Origin of the sequence: Bradyrhizobium sp. 191 (assembly GCF_023100985.1) — a bacterium.
Classification (GTDB): domain Bacteria; phylum Pseudomonadota; class Alphaproteobacteria; order Rhizobiales; family Xanthobacteraceae; genus Bradyrhizobium; species Bradyrhizobium diversitatis.
The window spans coordinates 115,430-133,110 of record NZ_CP064692.1; the positions used below are offsets into that span (position 1 = coordinate 115,430).

A 17,681-nucleotide genomic window follows, 5' to 3' on the forward strand; every position below is an offset into this window, starting at 1 on the left:
GTACGCTGGCTGCGCCCGTCGTGTGCGCGCCTCGTCTGCTCACGGAGTGACCCGCCCTGCAAACCGCCTGCGCGCGACGCTGCCTGCGTCCACCACATTCCCATCCCGCGTTCGTGACGATCGCGATCCGCCCCTCGGCCCGGGCTGGGATGGCCAAAACATGCGACAATTCCGAATTCGAGTAAAGCGAATTGTTTTTGCCGGAGGGAATTGACCCTGGTCTGGCGTGTTTTGCCCGTCGCGCACCGCAACAGGTGGTATGAATGGCAGGGCCTTTGCATGTGCACATTTGGCAGAAGTCGTCATGCCCGGGCTTGTCCCGGGCATCCACGTTCTTGTGCCGAGTGGAAACGCGTGGATGGCCGGGACAAGCCCGGCCATGACGCTGTAGAAGCAGTCGGTGCCCCACAATTCACACCTCACATGCGATTGCCCTGGTGTGAATGGGAGGAAGCCCCGCCACAGCCGCGCCACGAACCGGTCTCCCCACCGTCCAAAAATGCGCTACGATGCTTCCAGCGCGCGTCAAGTCGCGCAGGATCAAGTGAGGAAACGACATGAGGATGACGATGGGATCGGCGATCGCCGGGGTGGCGGCGCTGGCGGTGGCGGGGATGGCACTGACGACGGCGTTCGAGCCGGTCTGGGCGCACGGGCCGACGCGGCAGAAGGTGAGGGAATCCATCGAGATCAACGCGGCCCCGGCCAAGGTATGGGCGGTGATCGGCAATTTTCAGGACATGAGCTGGCTCCAGCCCGTCACCAAGACCACGGGCGAGAAGGGCAACGAGATCGGTGCGACGCGGACGCTGACGCTCACGGGCGGCGCAACGGTCGAGGAGGAGCTCTACAAATACGAGCCCGACATGCTGAGCTATTCGTACCGGATCACCAAGGTCGACGTGAAGGTGCTGCCGGTGACCAATTATTCCTCGACACTGACGGTGTCGCCTGCGCCGGACGGCAAGGCGAAGCTGGAATGGGCCGGCGCGTTCTATCGCGGCTATCCCAACAACGATCCGCCGCCGGAGCTGAGCGACGAGGCCGCCAGGACCGCGGTGAGCGGGCTGTACAAGGCCGGGCTCGAGGCGCTCAAGAAGAAGATCGAGAGCGGAAGCTGACAGTGCGGGCGTTGGTCCTGGCGGCGTTCGCCGCCAGCCTTTGCCTCGTCGCTCCTGGTGGCGCGTTCGCCGAGGAGGCGTTCGTCACCAACCAGCTGAGCGAAGACTTGATGGTCGTCGATCTCGCGACGTCGCGCAGCGTTGCGACCATTCCGATCGGCGGCAAGCCGGCCGGTGTCGCCGTCAGCGCGGACGGGCGCTTTGCCTATGTGACGAGTCCCGACGCCAAGGTGGTCACGGTGGTGGACGCGGCCGCGCGGCAAGTCGCGTGGCGGATCGAGGTCGGCGGCGGGCCGCTCGGCATTGCTGTCGCGCCCGACGGCCGCACCGTCTATGTCGCCGACTGGTATGCCGCCGCGGTGCGGGTGATCGATACGGCTTCGCGCAGCGCCACGGCCAGCATCGCGGTCGGCGCCTCGCCATCGGGCCTCGCCGTGACGCCGGACGGCAGGCTGCTGCTCTCGGCCGACCGCGACGACGACAGCGTCTCGGTGGTGGACACCGCGACGCGCCAGCGCAAGGCGATCATCAAGGTGGGTACGCGTCCCTTCGGCGTCACCATCGACGCCGAGGGCAAGCGCGCCTACACCGCCAATGTCGGCTCCGACGATGTCTCGGTCATCGATATCGCGGAGGCCCGCGAAATCGGCCGCGTGCCGGTCGGGATGCGCCCCTATGCGGTGGCGCTCACGCAAGGGCGCGGCTTCGTCACGGACCAGTATGGCGGCACCGTCAGCGTGTTCGATCTGGCGAGCCTGAAGCCGATCAAGCGCATCAATGTCGGCGACTATCCCGAGGGCATTGCCGCCACCGCTGACGGCAAGCGCATCATCGTCGCGTGCTGGGAGAGCAACACGCTCAGCATCATCGATGCGGCCGAGCTGAAGGTGATCGGCGAGGTCAAGACCGGCGACGGCCCGCGCGCGTTCGGGGCGTTCTTGCGCAGGACGGAGTAGGGGTGTGTAGGGTGGGTTAGCCTTGCGGCTGCGCGAAGCGCAGTCGGAAGGCGTAACCCACCTCTTTGGATTCCGCGGAGACAGAAGTGGTGGGTTACGCTGCGCAGATGCGCTTTGCGCATCTGCAAGGCTAACCCACCCTACCAGTCTGCGCTAGCGTCGGCGCAATCTCATCCATCCGCTCGAACACATGATCCGGCCCCAGCGCCCGCAGCGCCGCCGGTGCCGCATAGCCCCAGCACACGGCCCCGCAGGCAATTCCCGTGGCCCGCGCCGCCTCGATGTCGCGGACCTCGTCGCCGATCGCGATCACCTTGCCGGGCTCGACACCCGCGCGGCGGATGACTCGGCGGAATTTCGCGGGCTTGCCGAACAGTGAGGCAGAGCAATCGAAATGCGCAAACAACGACGCAGCCTCGCCGAGCTTCTCGCGCGCATTGGCCTCGCTGTCCGAGGTCACCAGCGCGAGCTGCACGCTGTTCTCAGCCAGCGTCCGCAGCATCGTCTCGACGCCTGCGAACAGAGAAATCTCAGCTGCTGCCTCCGCCTTCAACCGCCGCGCATGCCGCGCGATCGCCGGCAGCTTCCACAAGGGCACTTCGAGCCGGGCGAGGATCTCGCGGCTCGAGGCATGCCGCAGTTCTTCGATGTCCTCATCGGCGACACGGCGAAAATTGAAGTGATCGGCGACGTCGTTGATGGTGCGCAGGAACCACGGGAAGCTGTCGGCGAGGGTGCCGTCGAGATCGAAGATGGCGAGGGAGTAGGGCATGGAGGTGGAGGTGCCGAGCGGATCGTGCGTCAGGCTGGCCGCGACGCGCTGACAGATATCATTTGAGGTGCTATATTGACGTTCCTAGAGGTGACAGATGTCGGACCTACTGGCAAGGATTACGGTCGATCCGCAGCGCATGCACGGGCGCCCGTGCATTCGCGACCTGCGCATCACGGTTGCCGACGTCCTGGAATTGCTGTCCGCGGGACAGTCGCGCGAGAGCATTCTCGAGGATTATCCATATTTGGAAGAGGCCGACATCGACGCGGTGCTTGTTTATGCCGCCCGTCAGGTCGACCACCCGATCATAGTGGCCAAATAGCTTGCTTTATTTGATCGATGCTCAGCTTCCTCCGGCACTGGCAGAAGCCTTGCGTCGCGCTGGATACGACGCGGCTCATGTGGCCGAGTTCGGGATGGCAAACGCGATCGACGGGGTGATCTGGAACGAAGCCACTTCTCGATCGGCCGTTCTCGTCACCAAGGATCGCGACTTTTCGCTTCTCCGCGTTGCGAAGAGTCAGGGGACCGATCGTGCTGTGGGTGCGCGTGGGCAACATCGACAATCGCACGCTGATCCGCCGGTTTCTAGGCGCCATGCCGCAAATTGCGGAAGCCGTCGCGCGGGGCGAGGCGGTGATTGAATTCGTCGGCAGCTAGCGGGACCGCAATCCGCGGACGTCAACGTTGATATCGAGATCGATGTCGCTGACGCAAGTCTGAGTGGTTCGATGCGAGCCACCTTCATACCAGCGGCCGTCCCGCGCCCGGGCACCACTGACATTTGCCAGCTTCAGGCAGCGCCATTGCGGCAGCGATCCGCTGCTCTCTCCGGCAAATTGCCAGGCCAGCACGGCCTCCTCGCCGGACTTGTTGGTGCCGATGATATGCGGACAGAGCTCGCGATGGCGCCCCTCGTAGACGCAGGTCACCTGGCGTTCGGCGAGGATGGCGTTCCGAAATAGCGCATAGGTCCGGCTTGGCATGGAGATCCCTCCACCTCGCCTTGATTCCGGCTGGTCAAGGCAGCGGGGTTACTCCGCCGCCTCGCTCGTGCTCCTCCGCTTCGGCTTCCTTGCCTTCTTCAGCACCGGCTCCAGGAACTTCCCCGTGTAGCTCCGCGGCGCTTTCGCGATGTCCTCCGGCGGGCCCCAGGCGACGATCTCGCCGCCGCCGTCGCCGCCTTCGGGCCCCAAGTCGATCACCCAGTCGGCGGTCTTGATGACTTCGAGATTGTGCTCGATCACGACGACCGTGTTGCCCTGCGCGACCAGCTCGTGCAGCACCTCAAGCAGCTTCTTGACGTCGTGGAAGTGCAGGCCGGTGGTGGGCTCGTCCAGGATGTAGAGCGTGCGGCCGGTGGCGCGCTTGGACAGCTCCTTGGCCAGCTTCACGCGCTGGGCTTCACCGCCCGACAGCGTCGTCGCCTGCTGGCCGACATGGATGTAGTCGAGGCCGACGCGGTGCAGGGTCTGGAAGGTCTCGCGGACGCGAGGCACCGCCTTGAAGAACTCGGCGGCCTCTTCGACGGTCATGTCGAGCACGTCGGCGATGCTCTTGCCCTTGAACAGGACTTCGAGCGTCTCGCGGTTGTAGCGCTTGCCCTTGCAGACGTCGCAGGTGACGTAGACGTCGGGCAGGAAGTGCATCTCGATCTTGATGACGCCGTCGCCCTGGCACGCCTCGCAGCGGCCGCCCTTGACGTTGAAGGAGAAGCGGCCGGGCTCATAGCCGCGCGCCTTCGCCTCGGGCAGGCCGGCGAACCATTCGCGGATCGGCGTGAAGGCGCCGGTATAGGTCGCCGGATTCGAACGCGGGGTGCGGCCGATCGGCGACTGGTCGATGTCGATGATCTTGTCGATGTGCTCGAGGCCCTCGATGCGGTCGTGCGGGGCGGCGCCCTCGCTGGCATTGTTGAGCTTGCGGGCGATGGCGCGGTAGAGCGTGTCGATCAGCAGCGTCGACTTGCCGCCGCCGGAGACGCCGGTGACGCAGGTGAACAGACCGAGCGGAATCTCCGCCGTGACGTTCTTGAGGTTGTTGCCGCGCGCGTTGACCACCTTGATGGTGCGGCGATGGTTCGGCGGGCGCCGCTCCGGCACCTCGACCTCGAGCTCGCCGGTCAGATACTTGCCGGTCAGCGATTTCGGGTTGCGCATGATCTCGGCAGGCGTGCCTTCGGCGACGATGTGGCCGCCATGCATGCCGGCGCCGGGTCCGATGTCGAGGACGTAGTCGGCGAGGCGGATGGCGTCCTCGTCATGCTCGACCACGACCACGGTGTTGCCGAGGTCGCGCAGCCGCTTGAGCGTGTCGAGCAGGCGGGCGTTGTCGCGCTGGTGCAGGCCGATCGAAGGCTCGTCCAGCACGTAGAGCACGCCTGTGAGCCCCGAGCCGATCTGCGAGGCGAGGCGGATGCGCTGGCTCTCGCCGCCTGACAGCGTGCCGGAGGAGCGGGACAGCGTGAGATAGTTGAGGCCGACGTCGAGCAGGAAGGTCAGGCGCTCGCGGATCTCTTTCAGGATGCGGCCGGCGATCTCGTTCTGCTGCGTGTTCAGCGTCTCGGGCACGCCCGCGAACCATTCGCCGGCCTTCCTGACCGAGAGCTCCGAGATCTCGCCGATATGCTTGCCGCCGATCTTGACGCAGAGCGCCTCGGGCTTGAGCCGAAAGCCCTTGCAGCCCTCGCAGGGGACGTCATGGAAATATTTCGCCAGCTCCTCGCGCGCCCACTCGCTCTCGGTCTCGCGATAGCGGCGGTTGATGTTGGTGATGACGCCCTCGAACGGCTTCTTGGTGTCGTAGGAGCGGACCCCGTCCTCGTAGGAGAACTTGATCTCGTCCTCGCCGGAGCCGTAGAGGATCGCGTCTTTCGTCTTCTTCGGCAGATCCTTCCACTTGGTGTCGAGCGTGAACTTGTAGTGCTTGCCGAGCGCGGTCAGCGTCTGCACGTAGTAGGGCGATGACGACTTGGCCCAGGGCGCGATCGCGCCCTTGCGCAGCGTCAGGTCCTTTTCGGGGATGACGAGGTCCTCGTCGACATGCTGCTCGACGCCGAGGCCGCCGCAGGCCGGACAGGCGCCATAGGGATTGTTGAACGAGAACAGGCGCGGCTCGATCTCGGGGATGGTGAAGCCGGAGACCGGGCAGGCGAACTTTTCCGAGAACAGGATGCGCTCGGGGCCGCTCTTGTCGTGGATCTTCGCGGTCTTCTTTTTCTCTTTCTCTTCGGCAGGCGCGGCCGCCGGCGTGTCGGCGAACTCGACCACGGCGAGGCCCTCGGCGAGCTTCAGCGCGGTCTCGAAGCTTTCGGCGAGGCGCTGGCCGATGTCGGCGCGCACCACGATGCGGTCGACCACGACGTCGATGTCGTGCGGGAATTTCTTGTCCAGCGTCGGCGCCTCGCTGAGCTCATGGAAGGTGCCGTCGATCTTGACGCGCTGGAAGCCCTTCTTGAGCCATTCGGCGAGCTCCTTCCGATACTCGCCCTTGCGGCCGCGCACGACCGGCGCGAGCAGATAGAGGCGGGTGCCTTCGGGCAGCGCCAGCACGCGGTCGACCATCTGCGAGACGGTCTGGCTCTCGATCGGCAGGCCCGTGGCCGGCGAATAGGGCACGCCGACGCGGGCCCAGAGCAGGCGCATATAGTCGTAGATCTCGGTCACCGTGCCCACCGTGGAGCGCGGGTTCTTCGACGTCGTCTTCTGCTCGATCGAGATCGCCGGCGACAGGCCGTCGATCTGGTCGACGTCAGGCTTCTGCATCATCTCCAGGAACTGGCGGGCATAGGCCGACAGCGATTCGACGTAGCGGCGCTGGCCCTCGGCATAGATGGTGTCGAAGGCGAGCGAGGATTTGCCGGAGCCGGAGAGGCCCGTAAACACCACCAGCTTGTCGCGGGGGATCTCGACGTCGATGTTCTTGAGGTTGTGCTCGCGCGCGCCACGGATCGTAATTGCGCGCAGGCTCGAGCCCGCGTTCTGTTGTTGGCGCTTCGCCTTGATCACTTCGTCCATCCCGCTGGTCCTTAAGGAATCCAAAGACGCGCGATCGCGCCAATGTTGAAGGCGCGCTTCGCCCGGAACCGGGAACGGCGCCGATGGGTATGGCAGCGAACGTAGGAAGAACGGGGGCGGATTTCCAGTGCGACTTGCGAACCGTCAACGGATTGTTGGCGCGCTGGCGGCATCTGGCAGCAGCGGGCGTGCGGAACTGCGCTGGAGCGTGCCGCCCAAACAAAAAGGCCGGCGCGAGGCCGGCCTTTCGTGACGATGCGACGTCAGTCGTGATCAGTACTTCGCAACCACCGGCGCGCCGAAGTGATAGTTCACGCCGACCTGCACGGTGTGGAAGTTGAGCGTGCCGGAGTCACCAGGGGCGCCAATGCCACCGAAATAGGTCTCGCTGCCGAGGCTGCGATAGAGGTACTCGCCTTTGACCGACCACTGCGGCGCGAAGAATGCTTCGACGCCAGCGCCGACGGTCCAGCCGGAGTGGAACTTGCTGTCCGAGATGGTCAAGGCGCCCGCGGTGCCGCTGATCTTGTTGTCGATCCAGGCGTAACCACCGGTGCCGTAGAACAGGACGTTGTTGACGGCCCAGCCGATGCGGCCGCGCACGGTGCCCATCGCCTCGGTCTTTGAGCTCACGTTCACGAGACCAAGGCCGGGAACGACGCCTGCGACGGAGGCGCTGACGTCCGCCCAGGCGGCGTCGGCCTCAAGGCCGAACACGACGTTGCCGGTCTGCCAGTTGTAGCCGGCGGTGCCGCCGACGAACCCGCCCTTCATTTTCGGGTCGGCGTCGGACTGCCAAGCGCCGCCGCCGACGATACCAAGGTAGAAGCCGGTCCAGTTGTAGACCGAGGCCACAGGCACAGGCGCCTTGGTGTAGGGGCGGGCTGCCAGATCGGCAGCCGAAGCGGGGGCCGCAAGAGCGAATACACAGGCCGAAGCCAACAAAACCTTCTTCATCTTCAACTAAATCCCAGTCCCAGTTTCTGTTATTGCCTTCCGTGACCGGAAGGGCAGCGGACTCAAACGGCCCAACTGGGGTTGTGCTTACACCACCAAAGCCGCAAGTTGTGTCTCCGAAAAGCCACAACGACGCAAAAGGTAATGGTTACTGACTCGTTTCCCCGCGATCAGTGCGCGCCCAAAACAGAAAGGCCGGCGCGAGGCCGGCCTTTGATCTCCAAACAATATCAGCGGGATATCAGTACCTCGCGATCATCGGGCCGCCCCAGCGATAGTTCAACCGGATGAGACCGATATCGACGTCCTGGCCGATGCGATTGGAGGCCGTGAAAGCACCGAGCGGAGCAGCGACAAAATTGCCGGATCCGGTGAAGTCGATCGTGCGGTGGCCGAGGAAGATGTGATCGTACTCGAAGCCGACCGACCAGTTGGGCGCGAATCCGAACTCGACGCCCACGCCCACCGTGCCGCCCCAACGGGTCTCGTTGGCCCGGTCGAACTCGAGGCCGGTCGCCACATCGTAGGTCCGATAGCGATCACCGACGACGGCGGCGCCGCCCTTTACGTAGAGCAACACGTTGTTCCAGGCATAGCCGATCTGCCCCGTGATCAAACCGAAAGAGTCGATCGTGGACTGGTTGCGAAGGCCGGACACCGCGCTGATGTTGTCGCCGGTAAAGTCGGCCCAGTTGCCCTGGCCCTCGAAGCCGAACACCCAGTTCGTCGACTGCCAGCGGTAGCCGACCTGGCCACCGACGGTGCCGCCCGTCGCATTGTGGCAGCCCTCGCCGACCAGAACGCCGGTTGCCGGGGTCACGAAGTCCCAGCACTTGCGGCTTGTGCCGCCACCGCCGTTGATACCGATGTAGAAGCCGCTCCAATCGTAGATGGTGGCAACCGGAGCTGGAGCCTTGGTGTAGGGACGGGCGGCGAGATCGGCCGCGCTTGCGGGGGCCGCCAGCCCCAACGCCATTGCACTGATTGCACCAAAAAGAATCTTATTCATTGCAGTCTCCCCAGTTTCGCCCGCTTCTCGAAGTCCCCGAAGCGGGCTGATCAGGCGCGACGCCCATATGAATTAATTCCAAGGCAACGATAGCCCAAGGAAAGGGCAAAGTCCGTCGCCGAAATGCCACACTCGCGCACTGATCGAAATAGCTGCAACTTGATGAATGTTAAGCGGTTTTCCTTCTTCTCGGGAACCCGGGAAAGTTCCATCGGGTTCCGCGCCATCGGCGTGTGACCAATATCTGTTCAGTGCTTTTGGCGCGAAGAACAAATCTGGAACATAGTCGGGCGGGATGCTATATGTGGGGATAACCTTGGGGGTGGCGGGCTGATCGATGTCCGCAAGCGTATAGGGTCGCACCAACGGGGTGCAGAGGAACGCGGGCAGCGGGATTCGCCCTTTTGAAATTCAGTGGCATTCGGAGTGGAGAGCGGCGATGGCGGGAAGCGTCAACAAGGTCATTCTGGTTGGAAATCTCGGCAAGGATCCTGAAATCCGCCGCACCCAGGACGGGCGGCCGATCGCGAATTTGAGCATCGCCACCTCCGAGACATGGCGTGACAAGGCGACCGGCGAGCGCAAGGAGAAGACCGAGTGGCACCGCGTCGTGATCTTCAATGAAGGGCTCTGCAAGGTCGCTGAACAGTATCTGAAGAAGGGCGCGAAGGTTTACATCGAGGGCGCACTGCAGACCCGCAAATGGACCGACCAGAGCGGCGTCGAGAAGTACTCGACCGAGGTCGTGCTCCAGGGCTTCAATTCGACGCTGACGATGCTCGATGGCCGCGGTGGCGGCGGGGGAGGCGGCAGCTTCGGCGACGAGCCGGGCGGCGATTTCGGCTCCTCCGGTCCCGTCAGCAGCGCACCGCGCCGTCCCGTCGCCGCCGGCGGCGGCCGCAACAGCGACATGGACGACGATATCCCGTTCTGAGGCTTTGCAATCCCAAGCCTCGGCAATCCCAAGCCTCGGCAATCCCAAGCCTCGGCAGTCCCAAGGGCTCGGCAGTCCAAAGGCTTTGCAAACCGAAGCCTTGACAGTCCTAAGGCTTGGTCCGGAACAGGAAGCGGCCGGCTCCGTTTTCGAGCAACCGGACCAGCATGGGGTCCATAAATTCATAGTCGTCGGGAATATCGAGGCAGATGACCCGCTTGCCATGCAGGCTGGACCGGAATCTCCGATTCAGCTTGTTGCGGTGGGTCTTCTCCATGACGAAGATGATGTCGGCCCATTCGACCTGTTCGGAGGACAACAATACGTCTGCGCCGTTCGAGAGGCCGGCCGAATCGGTCTCGATTCCGGGCCATGTCGAAAAGACCTGCGCTGCGGTCGGGCTCCGGAGGCGGTTGGCGCTGCAGAGAAAAGGACGTTGGTCACCTGACCGCTCCAAGAGAATGATCGGTAGTTTGGGCCGGGTGCCGAACGCTTGCCACTTACACGGCTTTCGATCGGCACTGGAATTGCGACGTTCCGTGCCGAACCAAGCGGAAGCGTTTGCCTTGTACACAGGCTTCGCGCGATGCGACAGAGCTTCTTACCAAACGGCCGGCAGAGCTCGGGTTTCCGGGCTAGCTTCATGCACTGCCTGAGCGCTTTGACGGCACGCGATGTGAATGATATTAACTTTATGTTAAGCCTCTTCACATGGTCGGTTCGCCGTTCTGGGGACTCTCCGCATGAGCCTCGCGCCGCTCTTTGAGGCTGCTCCTGCCGTTCCGCTGCACGCTTTCGCAGCCATGGCTGCGTTCGCCCTCGGGATACTCCAATTGGCCGCGCCGAAGGGAACGCTGCCGCACCGGGCTCTGGGCTGGGTCTGGGTCGGGTTGATGCTTGTCGTTGCGCTCAGCTCGTTCTGGATCCACCAGATCCGTTTGATTGGTCCGTGGAGTCCGATCCATCTGCTCTCGATCTTCGCACTCGTGATGCTGGCGTGGGGCGTTTTGGCCGCGCGAAGCCACCGGGTTCGCCGCCACAAGATCACGATGATCTCGGTCTTCTTCGGCGCCCTGGTCATCGCCGGCCTGTTCACCTTCCTGCCCGGGCGGATCATGCATGCGGTGGTTTTCGGGCCATAGCGCGATGGCAAATCGGGCGCCTGGCGCGGCTGCAGCAGGGCTGAAACCGGGCGCGGGAACAATCTCCGAGGCACCCGGTAAGTCCATGAAAAAACGAAGGGAAAAAGCGCTTCCCTTGGCCTTGCAAGGGTGGTTATCAGGGGGGCGATGCGCTATATGATTCCCAGATAAAATCTCACCGGATTCCCCCTTGGCTGACGACGACGACAAGCCCGGCGACCAGCCGGCGCAACCCTCGGACATTCGCCCCGTCTCCATCTTCGAGGAGATGAAGAAGTCGTACCTCGACTACGCCATGAGCGTGATCGTGGCGCGCGCGCTGCCCGATGCCCGGGACGGCTTGAAGCCGGTGCACCGCCGCATCCTGTTCTCGATGAACGAGCAGGGGCACACGCCCGACAAGAAGTACGTCAAGTCCGCCCGCGTGGTCGGCGACGTCATCGGTAAGTATCATCCGCACGGCGACCAGTCGATCTACGACGCCATGGTCCGCATGGCGCAGGACTTCTCGATGCGCGTGCCGCTGATCGACGGCCAGGGCAATTTCGGCTCGGTCGACGGTGATCCCGCGGCTGCCTATCGTTACACCGAGGCGCGCCTGACGAAGGCGGCGCTGGCCCTGCTGGCCGACATCGACAAGGACACCGTCGACTTCCAGCCGAACTACGACAACAACGAGACCGAGCCGTCGGTCCTGCCGGCCAAGTTCCCGAACCTGCTCGTCAATGGCGCGGGCGGCATCGCGGTCGGCATGGCGACCAACATCCCGCCGCACAATCTCGGCGAGGTCATCGATGCCTGCGTCGCTCTGATCGACAACCCTGCGCTCACCATCGACGAACTCATCAACATCGTGCCGGGACCTGACTTCCCGACCGGCGGTGTCATTCTCGGACGTGCGGGCATCCGCGCCGCCTATCACCTCGGCCGCGGCTCGATCGTCATGCGCGGGAAGGTCGCGATCGAGACCATCCGCAAGGAGCGCGAGGCGCTCATCATCACCGAGATTCCGTACCAGGTGAACAAGGCGACGATGGTCGAGCGCATCGCCGAGCTGGTGAAGGAAAAGAAGATCGAGGGCATCGGCGACCTGCGCGATGAATCCGACCGCGAAGGCTACCGCGTCGTCGTCGAGTTGAAGCGCGACGCCGTGCCGGATGTGGTGCTGAACCAGCTGTATAGATTCACGCCGCTGCAGACGAGCTTCGGCGTCAACATGGTGGCGCTCGACAGCGGCCGTCCGCGGATCATGCATCTGAAGGACCTGCTGGCGATCTTCGTCGACTTCCGTGAGCGGGTCGTCACGCGGCGCACCAAGTACCTGCTCGCCAAGGCGCGCGATCGGGCGCATATCCTGGTCGGTCTTGCGATCGCAGTCGCCAATATCGACGAGATGATCCGCGTCATCCGGAGCTCGCCCGACCCGACTACCGCCCGCGACACCCTGATGTCGCGCGACTGGCCGGCCCGGGACGTCGAGGACATGCTGACGCTGATCGACGATCCGCGTCACCGCATGAGTGCGGATGGCACGATCCGGCTGTCGATGGAACAAGCGAGAGCTATTCTCGATCTGCGCCTTCAGCGCCTGACCGCACTCGGCCGTGACGAAATCCGCGACGAGCTCGACAAGCTCGCCAGCGAGATCGCCGATTATCTCGACATCCTGCGCTCGCGCGAGCGCGTGCTTGATATCATCAAGACCGAGCTTGCCGAGGTGAAGGCGGAGTTCGCCACGCCGCGCCGCACCGTGATCATGGAGCAGGAAGGCGAGGTCGAGGACGAGGACCTGATCCAGCGCGAGGACATGGTCGTCACCGTCTCCCACGCCGGCTACGTCAAGCGCGTGCCGCTGTCGGCCTACCGCGCCCAGCGCCGCGGCGGCAAGGGCCGTTCCGGCATGCAGACCCGCGACGAGGATTTCGTCAGCCGGCTCTTTGTCGCCTCGACCCATACTCCGGTGCTATTCTTCTCCTCGCGCGGCCAGGTCTACAAGGAAAAGGTCTGGCGGCTGCCGATGGCGGCGCCGAACGCGCGCGGCAAGGCGATGATCAATATCCTGCCGCTGGAGCAGGGCGAGCGCATCACCACCATCATGCCGCTGCCGGAGGATGAATCGACCTGGGGCAATCTCGACGTGATGTTTGCCACCACCGGCGGCAACGTCCGCCGCAACAAGCTGTCCGACTTCGTCGACGTCCGCCGCTCCGGCATCATCGCGATGAAGCTCGACGACAACGAGGCGATCGTCGACGTGCAGATATGCACCGAGCGCGACGACGTGCTGCTGACGGCGGCCGGCGGCCAGTGCATCCGCTTCCCCGTCACCGACGTGCGCGTGTTCACCGGGCGAACCTCGATGGGCGTGCGTGGCATCGCGCTTGCCGAGGGCGACAAGGTGATCTCGCTGGCGATCCTACGCCACGTCGAAACCACCTCAGACGAGCGCTCGGCGTACCTGAAGATGCGCCGAGCGGTGGCCGGCGAAGCCGTGGCGGAAGAGGTTCCGGCCGATGCCGAGGCCGAGGAGACGTCCGGCAGCTTCCAGCTGCCGCAGGAGCGCTATGTCGAGATGTCGGCGGCCGAACAGGTCGTGCTGACGGTCTCCGTCAACGGCTACGGCAAGCGGACCTCGTCCTACGAGTACCGCACCACCGGCCGCGGCGGCAAAGGCATCGTCGCCATGAGCGTCAACAACCGCAACGGCAATCTGGTGGCTTCCTTCCCGGTGGAGGATGCCGACCAGATCATGCTGGTCACCGACAAGGGCCAGCTGATCCGCTGCCCGGTCGAAGGCATCCGCATCGCCGGCCGCTCGACCCAGGGCGTGATCGTGTTCGACACCGCCGAGGACGAGCATGTGGTGTCGGTCGAGCACATCACGGAAGAGGCGGAGAGCGGCAATGGCGAGAACGGGAACGGCTCGTAGCTCAAGCAGATCCCGTTAGCTCTCGGTTCTCTGTCGACGGCTGCAATCGATTTGACAGGACCGGCATGGCGCGACGTGCCGGTGTCCGGCCTATGATCGTGGAAGATGCGGCCGGCGCGATGCCTTCCAGCCGAGCACGGCTAGCGGAATTGCCAGTGCTGCCCAGGACAGCGCGTCCCAGCCATCGTCTCCGAACAGCGCTGACGCCAGCCCGACAAGGATGAGCACTCCGAGCAGGAGCGGCCAGCGAAAGATCTCGCCCGTGGTGTGGCGCTTGCGAGTCATGGACGAATTCCGGATGTCGCTGCGGCAGGCGGCCGGTCCTGCGCGCGCGTGGTGATCCGAGGTGATTTGCGCCTGCCGAGCCAGAGATAGACGCCGCTCGCGAGCACGACGATGGCGGCGATGTCGAGAAGCGCCCAGATGATCTTGAGCGGCAGGCCGCCGTAATCCCCGAAATGCAGCGGGCGTGACACCTGCAACGCCCGGAGATACCACGGCAGGCCCTGCGCGGTGACGAGCTGCCCAGTTTCGGCGTCCAGCATCGCTGGCGTGAACAGGCGCGAGGTGATTGGCGTCGATCCCTTGGTCCAGACGATGAAGTGCCGTGGTGTCCCGAACCGCGCGACCGTCGGAAAGATGATGCTGGCCGGCGTATTGCCGTCGATCACCCGGTGTGCCGTCGCCGCGACGTCATCGACGTCGGCCCATTTTCCAAGCGGCGACTTGCCCAAATGCGGCGCGATCAGCTCCGGCATCACCTCCGCGCGCCAAGCGGAAAACAGCGGCAAGGATATCGTGTTGATGACACCGGTGATGCCGACGGCGAGCAGCCACACCAGCGCCACCCCGCCGATCAAATTATGCAGGTCGAGCCATTTGACCCGCGGAGCGCCCGCACGACGCACCGCGCCGAAGCTGAGCCGGCGCATGAAGGGCGCGTACAGCACGATGCCGGAAACGATCGCTACGACGAACAGCAGGCCCATGACGCCGAGAAACAGTTCACCCGGCAACCCCAGGAACATGTCGCGGTGGAATATGCGGATCGCGCTCATCAGGCCGCCCTGCTGCGCGTCCTCACCGATCAGCTCCGCGGTTCTAGAATCGAACGATAGCTTCAGGAAGCGCTGCCCGGGGGGCGCTTCCGGCGTACTCGAGAGGAACACGTTGACGACGTTGGCACGGTCATCGTCCCAGCCGAGCACTTGAAGGTAACGCTGCGGATAGCGCGCTTTGGCGGCGTCGATCAGCCGGCTTAGCGGAGCTTGCGGAGTATCCGCCGGGAGATTCCGGGCTGAGGCCTCCGACTTGAAGAGGTCGTCGATCTCGTCATGAAAGATCAGAGGCAGCCCGGTGATGCACAACATCAGCAGGAACAGCGTGCAGATCAGGCTGGTCCATTTGTGGACCAGTGACCACCATTTGACTGACTGTGCCGTCATTCCCATCACCACCGGTAGGTCAGCGTCCCCAACACCGTTCGTCCCAGCGCCCAGCGGCAACCACCGGCCGTGCAGAACGAGACATAGGTCTTGTCGAACACGTTGTTGACGTTCAGCGCCGCGCTGAGGCCCTTCCACTCCTTGCGCCGCATTCCGAAATCGTAGGAGAGCGCTGCGTCGAACACAGTGCTGGCCGGGATCACATTGGCGGGCACGGAGACGCCGGGAACGATGGTGGGAACGGTAAGGTTGTTCGCATTGGTCGTGTACATCTCGTGAATGTATCGGACGCCGCCGCCGAAGCCAAAGCCGGCAGCCAGGCCGTTTTGCACCACGTAGTTGGCCCACAGCGAGGCCGTGTGCATCGGCGTGAGGGCGAGCCGCTTGCCGAAATCGGCGTCCTGGGGCGCGGTGATCCGGTTGTCGAGATAGGTATATTGCCCACGCAGGCTCAGGCCGGGCAGGGGGCTTCCGACCACCGATCCCTCGAAGCCGCGCGAGCTGACCTCGCCGATCTGTGCGGTGGTGTTGGGCGGAACGCCGGGGCCGGTGATGGTGGTCAGGACATTCCGCTGCTTGAGGTCGTAGATGGCAGCCGTGAACATCAAATTGGTGCCGACCGGCTGGTATTTTACCCCGGCCTCATACTGCTCGCCGGTGGTTGGTTTGCCGGGCTGGCCGTTGACCAGCGTGCCGACGCTGGTCGGTTGGAATGACGTCGAGTAACTGACATAGGGCGCGACGCCGCTATCAAAATTGTAGATCGCGCCGATACGACCGGTCGGTTTCTGATCGTCGTTGAGGACGCGCACGCCGGTATTTTGGGCCAGCGTGTTGCCCTCGGCCCAGTCGTAGCGGATGCCGCCGAGCACGGTCAGCCGCCCGAGCTTCGCCTCGTCCTGAACATAGAGGCCGCGCTGTTGCAGGTGCTGGTCGAGGTTCTGGAACGGCGCGGTCGGAACCAGGATGTTCTGGGTGTAATTCGGTGCCAGAATGTCGAGTATGTTGGTAGCGGCGAAGCGGGCGAAATTGTTGAAGTCGAATCGCTGGTAGTCGAAGCCGGCGAGCACGGTGTGCTGCAACGGTCCCATGTTGAATTTGGCCTGGAGCTGGTTGTCGGCGGCAAACGTGTCGAGATTCTCGTTGGTCGAGAAGAAGTTTCGCCTGATGGTGCGGCCGTCGACCAACCGAAGCGTGGCACCGGCGCCCGTCGTCGTGAAGGCGCTGGGCTGCACTTCGACATAGTTGAGCTCATTGTGCAGATAGCGCACGTTCTGCCGCACGGTGAAGACGTCGTCGAAGCGGTGCTCGAATTCGTAGCCGGCGGTTGCCTGCTTGTATTTGAGGCTCTCATAGTTGAGGTCGCCGGCGAAGAAATTCCTCGGAATTTGCCCGTAGGTGCCGGGCACCAGCGTGCCCTGGATCGGCAACAGTGCGAAAGCTCCGCCCTTCGGGTCCTGCCGGTAGCTGGTCAGGAAGGTGATCGTCGTGTCGACATTCGGACGCCAGGTCCAGGCTGGCGCAATCGCGAACCTTTGCTCGCCGATATTGTCGACCTGCGTGTTGGCGTTGAGCCCGATGCCGGTGATCCGATAGAGCAGGGTCTTGTCCTTGTCCACGGGGCCGCCAACGTCGAACGCACCCTGAATGCGGTCGAACGAGCCGGTTTGCAGCGAGACCTCGCCGAAGGCCTTTTCGGTCGGGCGCTTGCTCACCATGTTGAGGATGCCGCCCGGCGAGGCCGCACCGTACAGGATCGACGCTGGTCCAGTGATGAGTTCGGCGCGCTCGATAAGATTGGGATCGACGCGCGGAAAGCCGAACGGTCCGCCCTGCAGGCGCAAACCGTCCAGATATTGCTCGACGGTGAATCCACGCGCCCTGACCTCTTGGAAGCGAAAGTCGGTATCGTTGCTGAAATAGATGCCGGGTGCGTAGCGCATGAGATCGCGGACGCTCTGTGCGCGCCGCACGTCGATTTCGTCGCGGGTGATGACGGCGATCGATGCTGGCGTCGAGATGATCGGTGAATCCGTCTTGGTCGCGCCGGAGGCTCGCGTCGCGAGGAAGCCTTTGGTCCCGGCATTGACGCGCGCTGCGGTTCCCACCAGTGCGGAAGGCGCGGGCTGCTGCGATGAGCTGCTCTGCTGAGCGGGGCGCCGGCTTGCATTGCCTCGCGCCGTGGCGTCGCGGCGCGGCTGCACCGGACGTTGTGCGCGTTGAACGGGAGCGTCGACCGTCACCGGCGGCAAGGTGGACGCGCCGGACGGGCCGGCGCTCTGCGCGTTGCCAGGCGTGGCCGCCATCAGCAAGCAGCCGAGTGCGAGTAAGCTCGTGGTGTTCTTGAAAGTGTTACTCGAAAGATGATCCGCACGACCACGCGGGCCGTGTCCGTCG

At 64.1% G+C, this 17,681-nt stretch carries 16 protein-coding genes; 7 read left to right on the forward strand and 9 right to left on the reverse strand.

Annotation, left to right across the window (positions count from 1 at the left end):
- Positions 1 to 557: 557 nt before the first annotated feature.
- Both IVB23_RS00540 and IVB23_RS00545 read left to right on the forward strand, forming a co-directional pair.
- Positions 558 to 1,121, forward strand: coding sequence for an SRPBCC family protein (locus tag IVB23_RS00540; protein ID WP_247802190.1), 564 nt, complete (start codon positions 558 to 560; stop codon positions 1,119 to 1,121).
- A 2-nt stretch (positions 1,122 to 1,123) separates the two neighbouring features.
- Positions 1,124 to 2,077: a cytochrome D1 domain-containing protein gene (locus IVB23_RS00545; protein ID WP_247802191.1), complete on the forward strand. Its 954-nt coding sequence runs from the start codon at positions 1,124 to 1,126 to the stop codon at positions 2,075 to 2,077.
- A 130-nt stretch (positions 2,078 to 2,207) separates the two neighbouring features.
- Here IVB23_RS00545 and IVB23_RS00550 read toward each other — a convergent pair whose 3' ends face one another.
- Positions 2,208 to 2,849 (reverse strand): HAD-IA family hydrolase, encoded by a 642-nt coding sequence (locus tag IVB23_RS00550; protein WP_247802192.1) that lies wholly within the window; start codon positions 2,847 to 2,849, stop codon positions 2,208 to 2,210.
- 97 nt (positions 2,850 to 2,946) lie between these two features.
- On the opposite strand from IVB23_RS00550, the gene IVB23_RS00555 reads away from it, so the two are divergent.
- Together IVB23_RS00555 and IVB23_RS39315 are read left to right on the forward strand one after the other, a co-directional pair.
- On the forward strand, positions 2,947 to 3,174 hold the full coding sequence (locus IVB23_RS00555) for a DUF433 domain-containing protein (protein WP_197966361.1): 228 nt from the start codon (positions 2,947 to 2,949) through the stop codon (positions 3,172 to 3,174).
- Positions 3,175 to 3,386: 212 nt separating this feature from the next.
- Positions 3,387 to 3,512 carry a hypothetical protein gene (locus tag IVB23_RS39315; RefSeq protein ID WP_256469056.1) on the forward strand — a complete coding sequence of 42 codons (126 nt, stop codon included), beginning with the start codon at positions 3,387 to 3,389 and terminating at the stop codon, positions 3,510 to 3,512.
- Here the strand turns inward: IVB23_RS39315 and IVB23_RS00560 are convergent.
- The 4 genes from IVB23_RS00560 to IVB23_RS00575 form a co-directional block, all read right to left on the reverse strand.
- Positions 3,509 to 3,838 (reverse strand): hypothetical protein, encoded by a 330-nt coding sequence (locus IVB23_RS00560; RefSeq protein WP_247802193.1) that lies wholly within the window; start codon positions 3,836 to 3,838, stop codon positions 3,509 to 3,511. The two genes, IVB23_RS39315 and IVB23_RS00560, sit on opposite strands and share 4 nt — an antisense overlap.
- Before the next feature lie 48 nt (positions 3,839 to 3,886).
- Entirely contained in the window at positions 3,887 to 6,868 is a 2,982-nt protein-coding gene (gene uvrA / locus IVB23_RS00565) for an excinuclease ABC subunit UvrA (RefSeq protein ID WP_247802194.1), read from the reverse strand.
- 273 nt (positions 6,869 to 7,141) lie between these two features.
- Positions 7,142 to 7,825 (reverse strand): outer membrane protein, encoded by a 684-nt coding sequence (locus IVB23_RS00570; protein ID WP_061881858.1) that lies wholly within the window; start codon positions 7,823 to 7,825, stop codon positions 7,142 to 7,144.
- Between the two features lie 241 nt (positions 7,826 to 8,066).
- Entirely contained in the window at positions 8,067 to 8,834 is a 768-nt protein-coding gene (locus IVB23_RS00575; protein WP_247802195.1) for an outer membrane beta-barrel protein, read from the reverse strand.
- Positions 8,835 to 9,273: 439 nt separating this feature from the next.
- On the opposite strand from IVB23_RS00575, the gene IVB23_RS00580 reads away from it, so the two are divergent.
- Positions 9,274 to 9,768: a single-stranded DNA-binding protein gene (locus IVB23_RS00580; protein WP_061881761.1), complete on the forward strand. Its 495-nt coding sequence runs from the start codon at positions 9,274 to 9,276 to the stop codon at positions 9,766 to 9,768.
- A 109-nt stretch (positions 9,769 to 9,877) separates the two neighbouring features.
- Here IVB23_RS00580 and IVB23_RS00585 read toward each other — a convergent pair whose 3' ends face one another.
- The gene (locus IVB23_RS00585; protein WP_247804719.1) at positions 9,878 to 10,225 is read right to left on the reverse strand and encodes a low molecular weight protein tyrosine phosphatase family protein; all 348 of its coding nucleotides are present in this window, start codon (positions 10,223 to 10,225) and stop codon (positions 9,878 to 9,880) included.
- Between the two features lie 286 nt (positions 10,226 to 10,511).
- On the opposite strand from IVB23_RS00585, the gene IVB23_RS00590 reads away from it, so the two are divergent.
- Positions 10,512 to 10,910, forward strand: coding sequence for a DUF2306 domain-containing protein (locus IVB23_RS00590; protein ID WP_197966355.1), 399 nt, complete (start codon positions 10,512 to 10,514; stop codon positions 10,908 to 10,910).
- Positions 10,911 to 11,100: 190 nt separating this feature from the next.
- Positions 11,101 to 13,839, forward strand: coding sequence for a DNA gyrase subunit A (gyrA, locus tag IVB23_RS00595; protein WP_247802196.1), 2,739 nt, complete (start codon positions 11,101 to 11,103; stop codon positions 13,837 to 13,839).
- A gap of 90 nt (positions 13,840 to 13,929) precedes the next feature.
- On the opposite strand, the gene IVB23_RS00600 is transcribed toward gyrA, so the two are convergent.
- From IVB23_RS00600 to IVB23_RS00610, 3 genes are read right to left on the reverse strand one after another with little or no spacing between them, the layout of a single operon-like run.
- Positions 13,930 to 14,124 (reverse strand): hypothetical protein, encoded by a 195-nt coding sequence (locus tag IVB23_RS00600; RefSeq protein WP_028180870.1) that lies wholly within the window; start codon positions 14,122 to 14,124, stop codon positions 13,930 to 13,932.
- Entirely contained in the window at positions 14,121 to 15,284 is a 1,164-nt protein-coding gene (locus IVB23_RS00605) for a PepSY-associated TM helix domain-containing protein (RefSeq protein ID WP_247802197.1), read from the reverse strand. The genes IVB23_RS00600 and IVB23_RS00605 overlap by 4 nt, the downstream gene beginning before the upstream one ends.
- Positions 15,285 to 15,289: 5 nt before the next feature.
- Complete coding sequence (locus tag IVB23_RS00610; protein ID WP_247802198.1) at positions 15,290 to 17,590, reverse strand: TonB-dependent siderophore receptor; 2,301 nt, start codon at positions 17,588 to 17,590, stop codon at positions 15,290 to 15,292.
- Positions 17,591 to 17,681: the final 91 nt, after the last annotated feature.

Bases quoted from the DNA above. Each gene is read 5' to 3' on its own strand.
- IVB23_RS00575 (WP_247802195.1), bottom strand. From the start codon at position 8,834: ATGAATAAGATTCTTTTTGGTGCAATCAGTGCAATGGCGTTGGGGCTG.
- IVB23_RS00590 (WP_197966355.1), top strand. From the start codon at position 10,512: ATGAGCCTCGCGCCGCTCTTTGAGGCTGCTCCTGCCGTTCCGCTGCAC.
- IVB23_RS00560 (WP_247802193.1), bottom strand. From the start codon at position 3,838: ATGCCAAGCCGGACCTATGCGCTATTTCGGAACGCCATCCTCGCCGAA.
- IVB23_RS00555 (WP_197966361.1), top strand. From the start codon at position 2,947: ATGTCGGACCTACTGGCAAGGATTACGGTCGATCCGCAGCGCATGCAC.
- IVB23_RS00570 (WP_061881858.1), bottom strand. From the start codon at position 7,825: ATGAAGAAGGTTTTGTTGGCTTCGGCCTGTGTATTCGCTCTTGCGGCC.
- IVB23_RS00580 (WP_061881761.1), top strand. From the start codon at position 9,274: ATGGCGGGAAGCGTCAACAAGGTCATTCTGGTTGGAAATCTCGGCAAG.
- IVB23_RS00550 (WP_247802192.1), bottom strand. From the start codon at position 2,849: ATGCCCTACTCCCTCGCCATCTTCGATCTCGACGGCACCCTCGCCGAC.
- IVB23_RS00540 (WP_247802190.1), top strand. From the start codon at position 558: ATGAGGATGACGATGGGATCGGCGATCGCCGGGGTGGCGGCGCTGGCG.
- IVB23_RS00600 (WP_028180870.1), bottom strand. From the start codon at position 14,124: ATGACTCGCAAGCGCCACACCACGGGCGAGATCTTTCGCTGGCCGCTC.
- uvrA (WP_247802194.1), bottom strand. From the start codon at position 6,868: ATGGACGAAGTGATCAAGGCGAAGCGCCAACAACAGAACGCGGGCTCG.
- IVB23_RS00610 (WP_247802198.1), bottom strand. From the start codon at position 17,590: ATGGCGGCCACGCCTGGCAACGCGCAGAGCGCCGGCCCGTCCGGCGCG.
- IVB23_RS00605 (WP_247802197.1), bottom strand. From the start codon at position 15,284: ATGACGGCACAGTCAGTCAAATGGTGGTCACTGGTCCACAAATGGACC.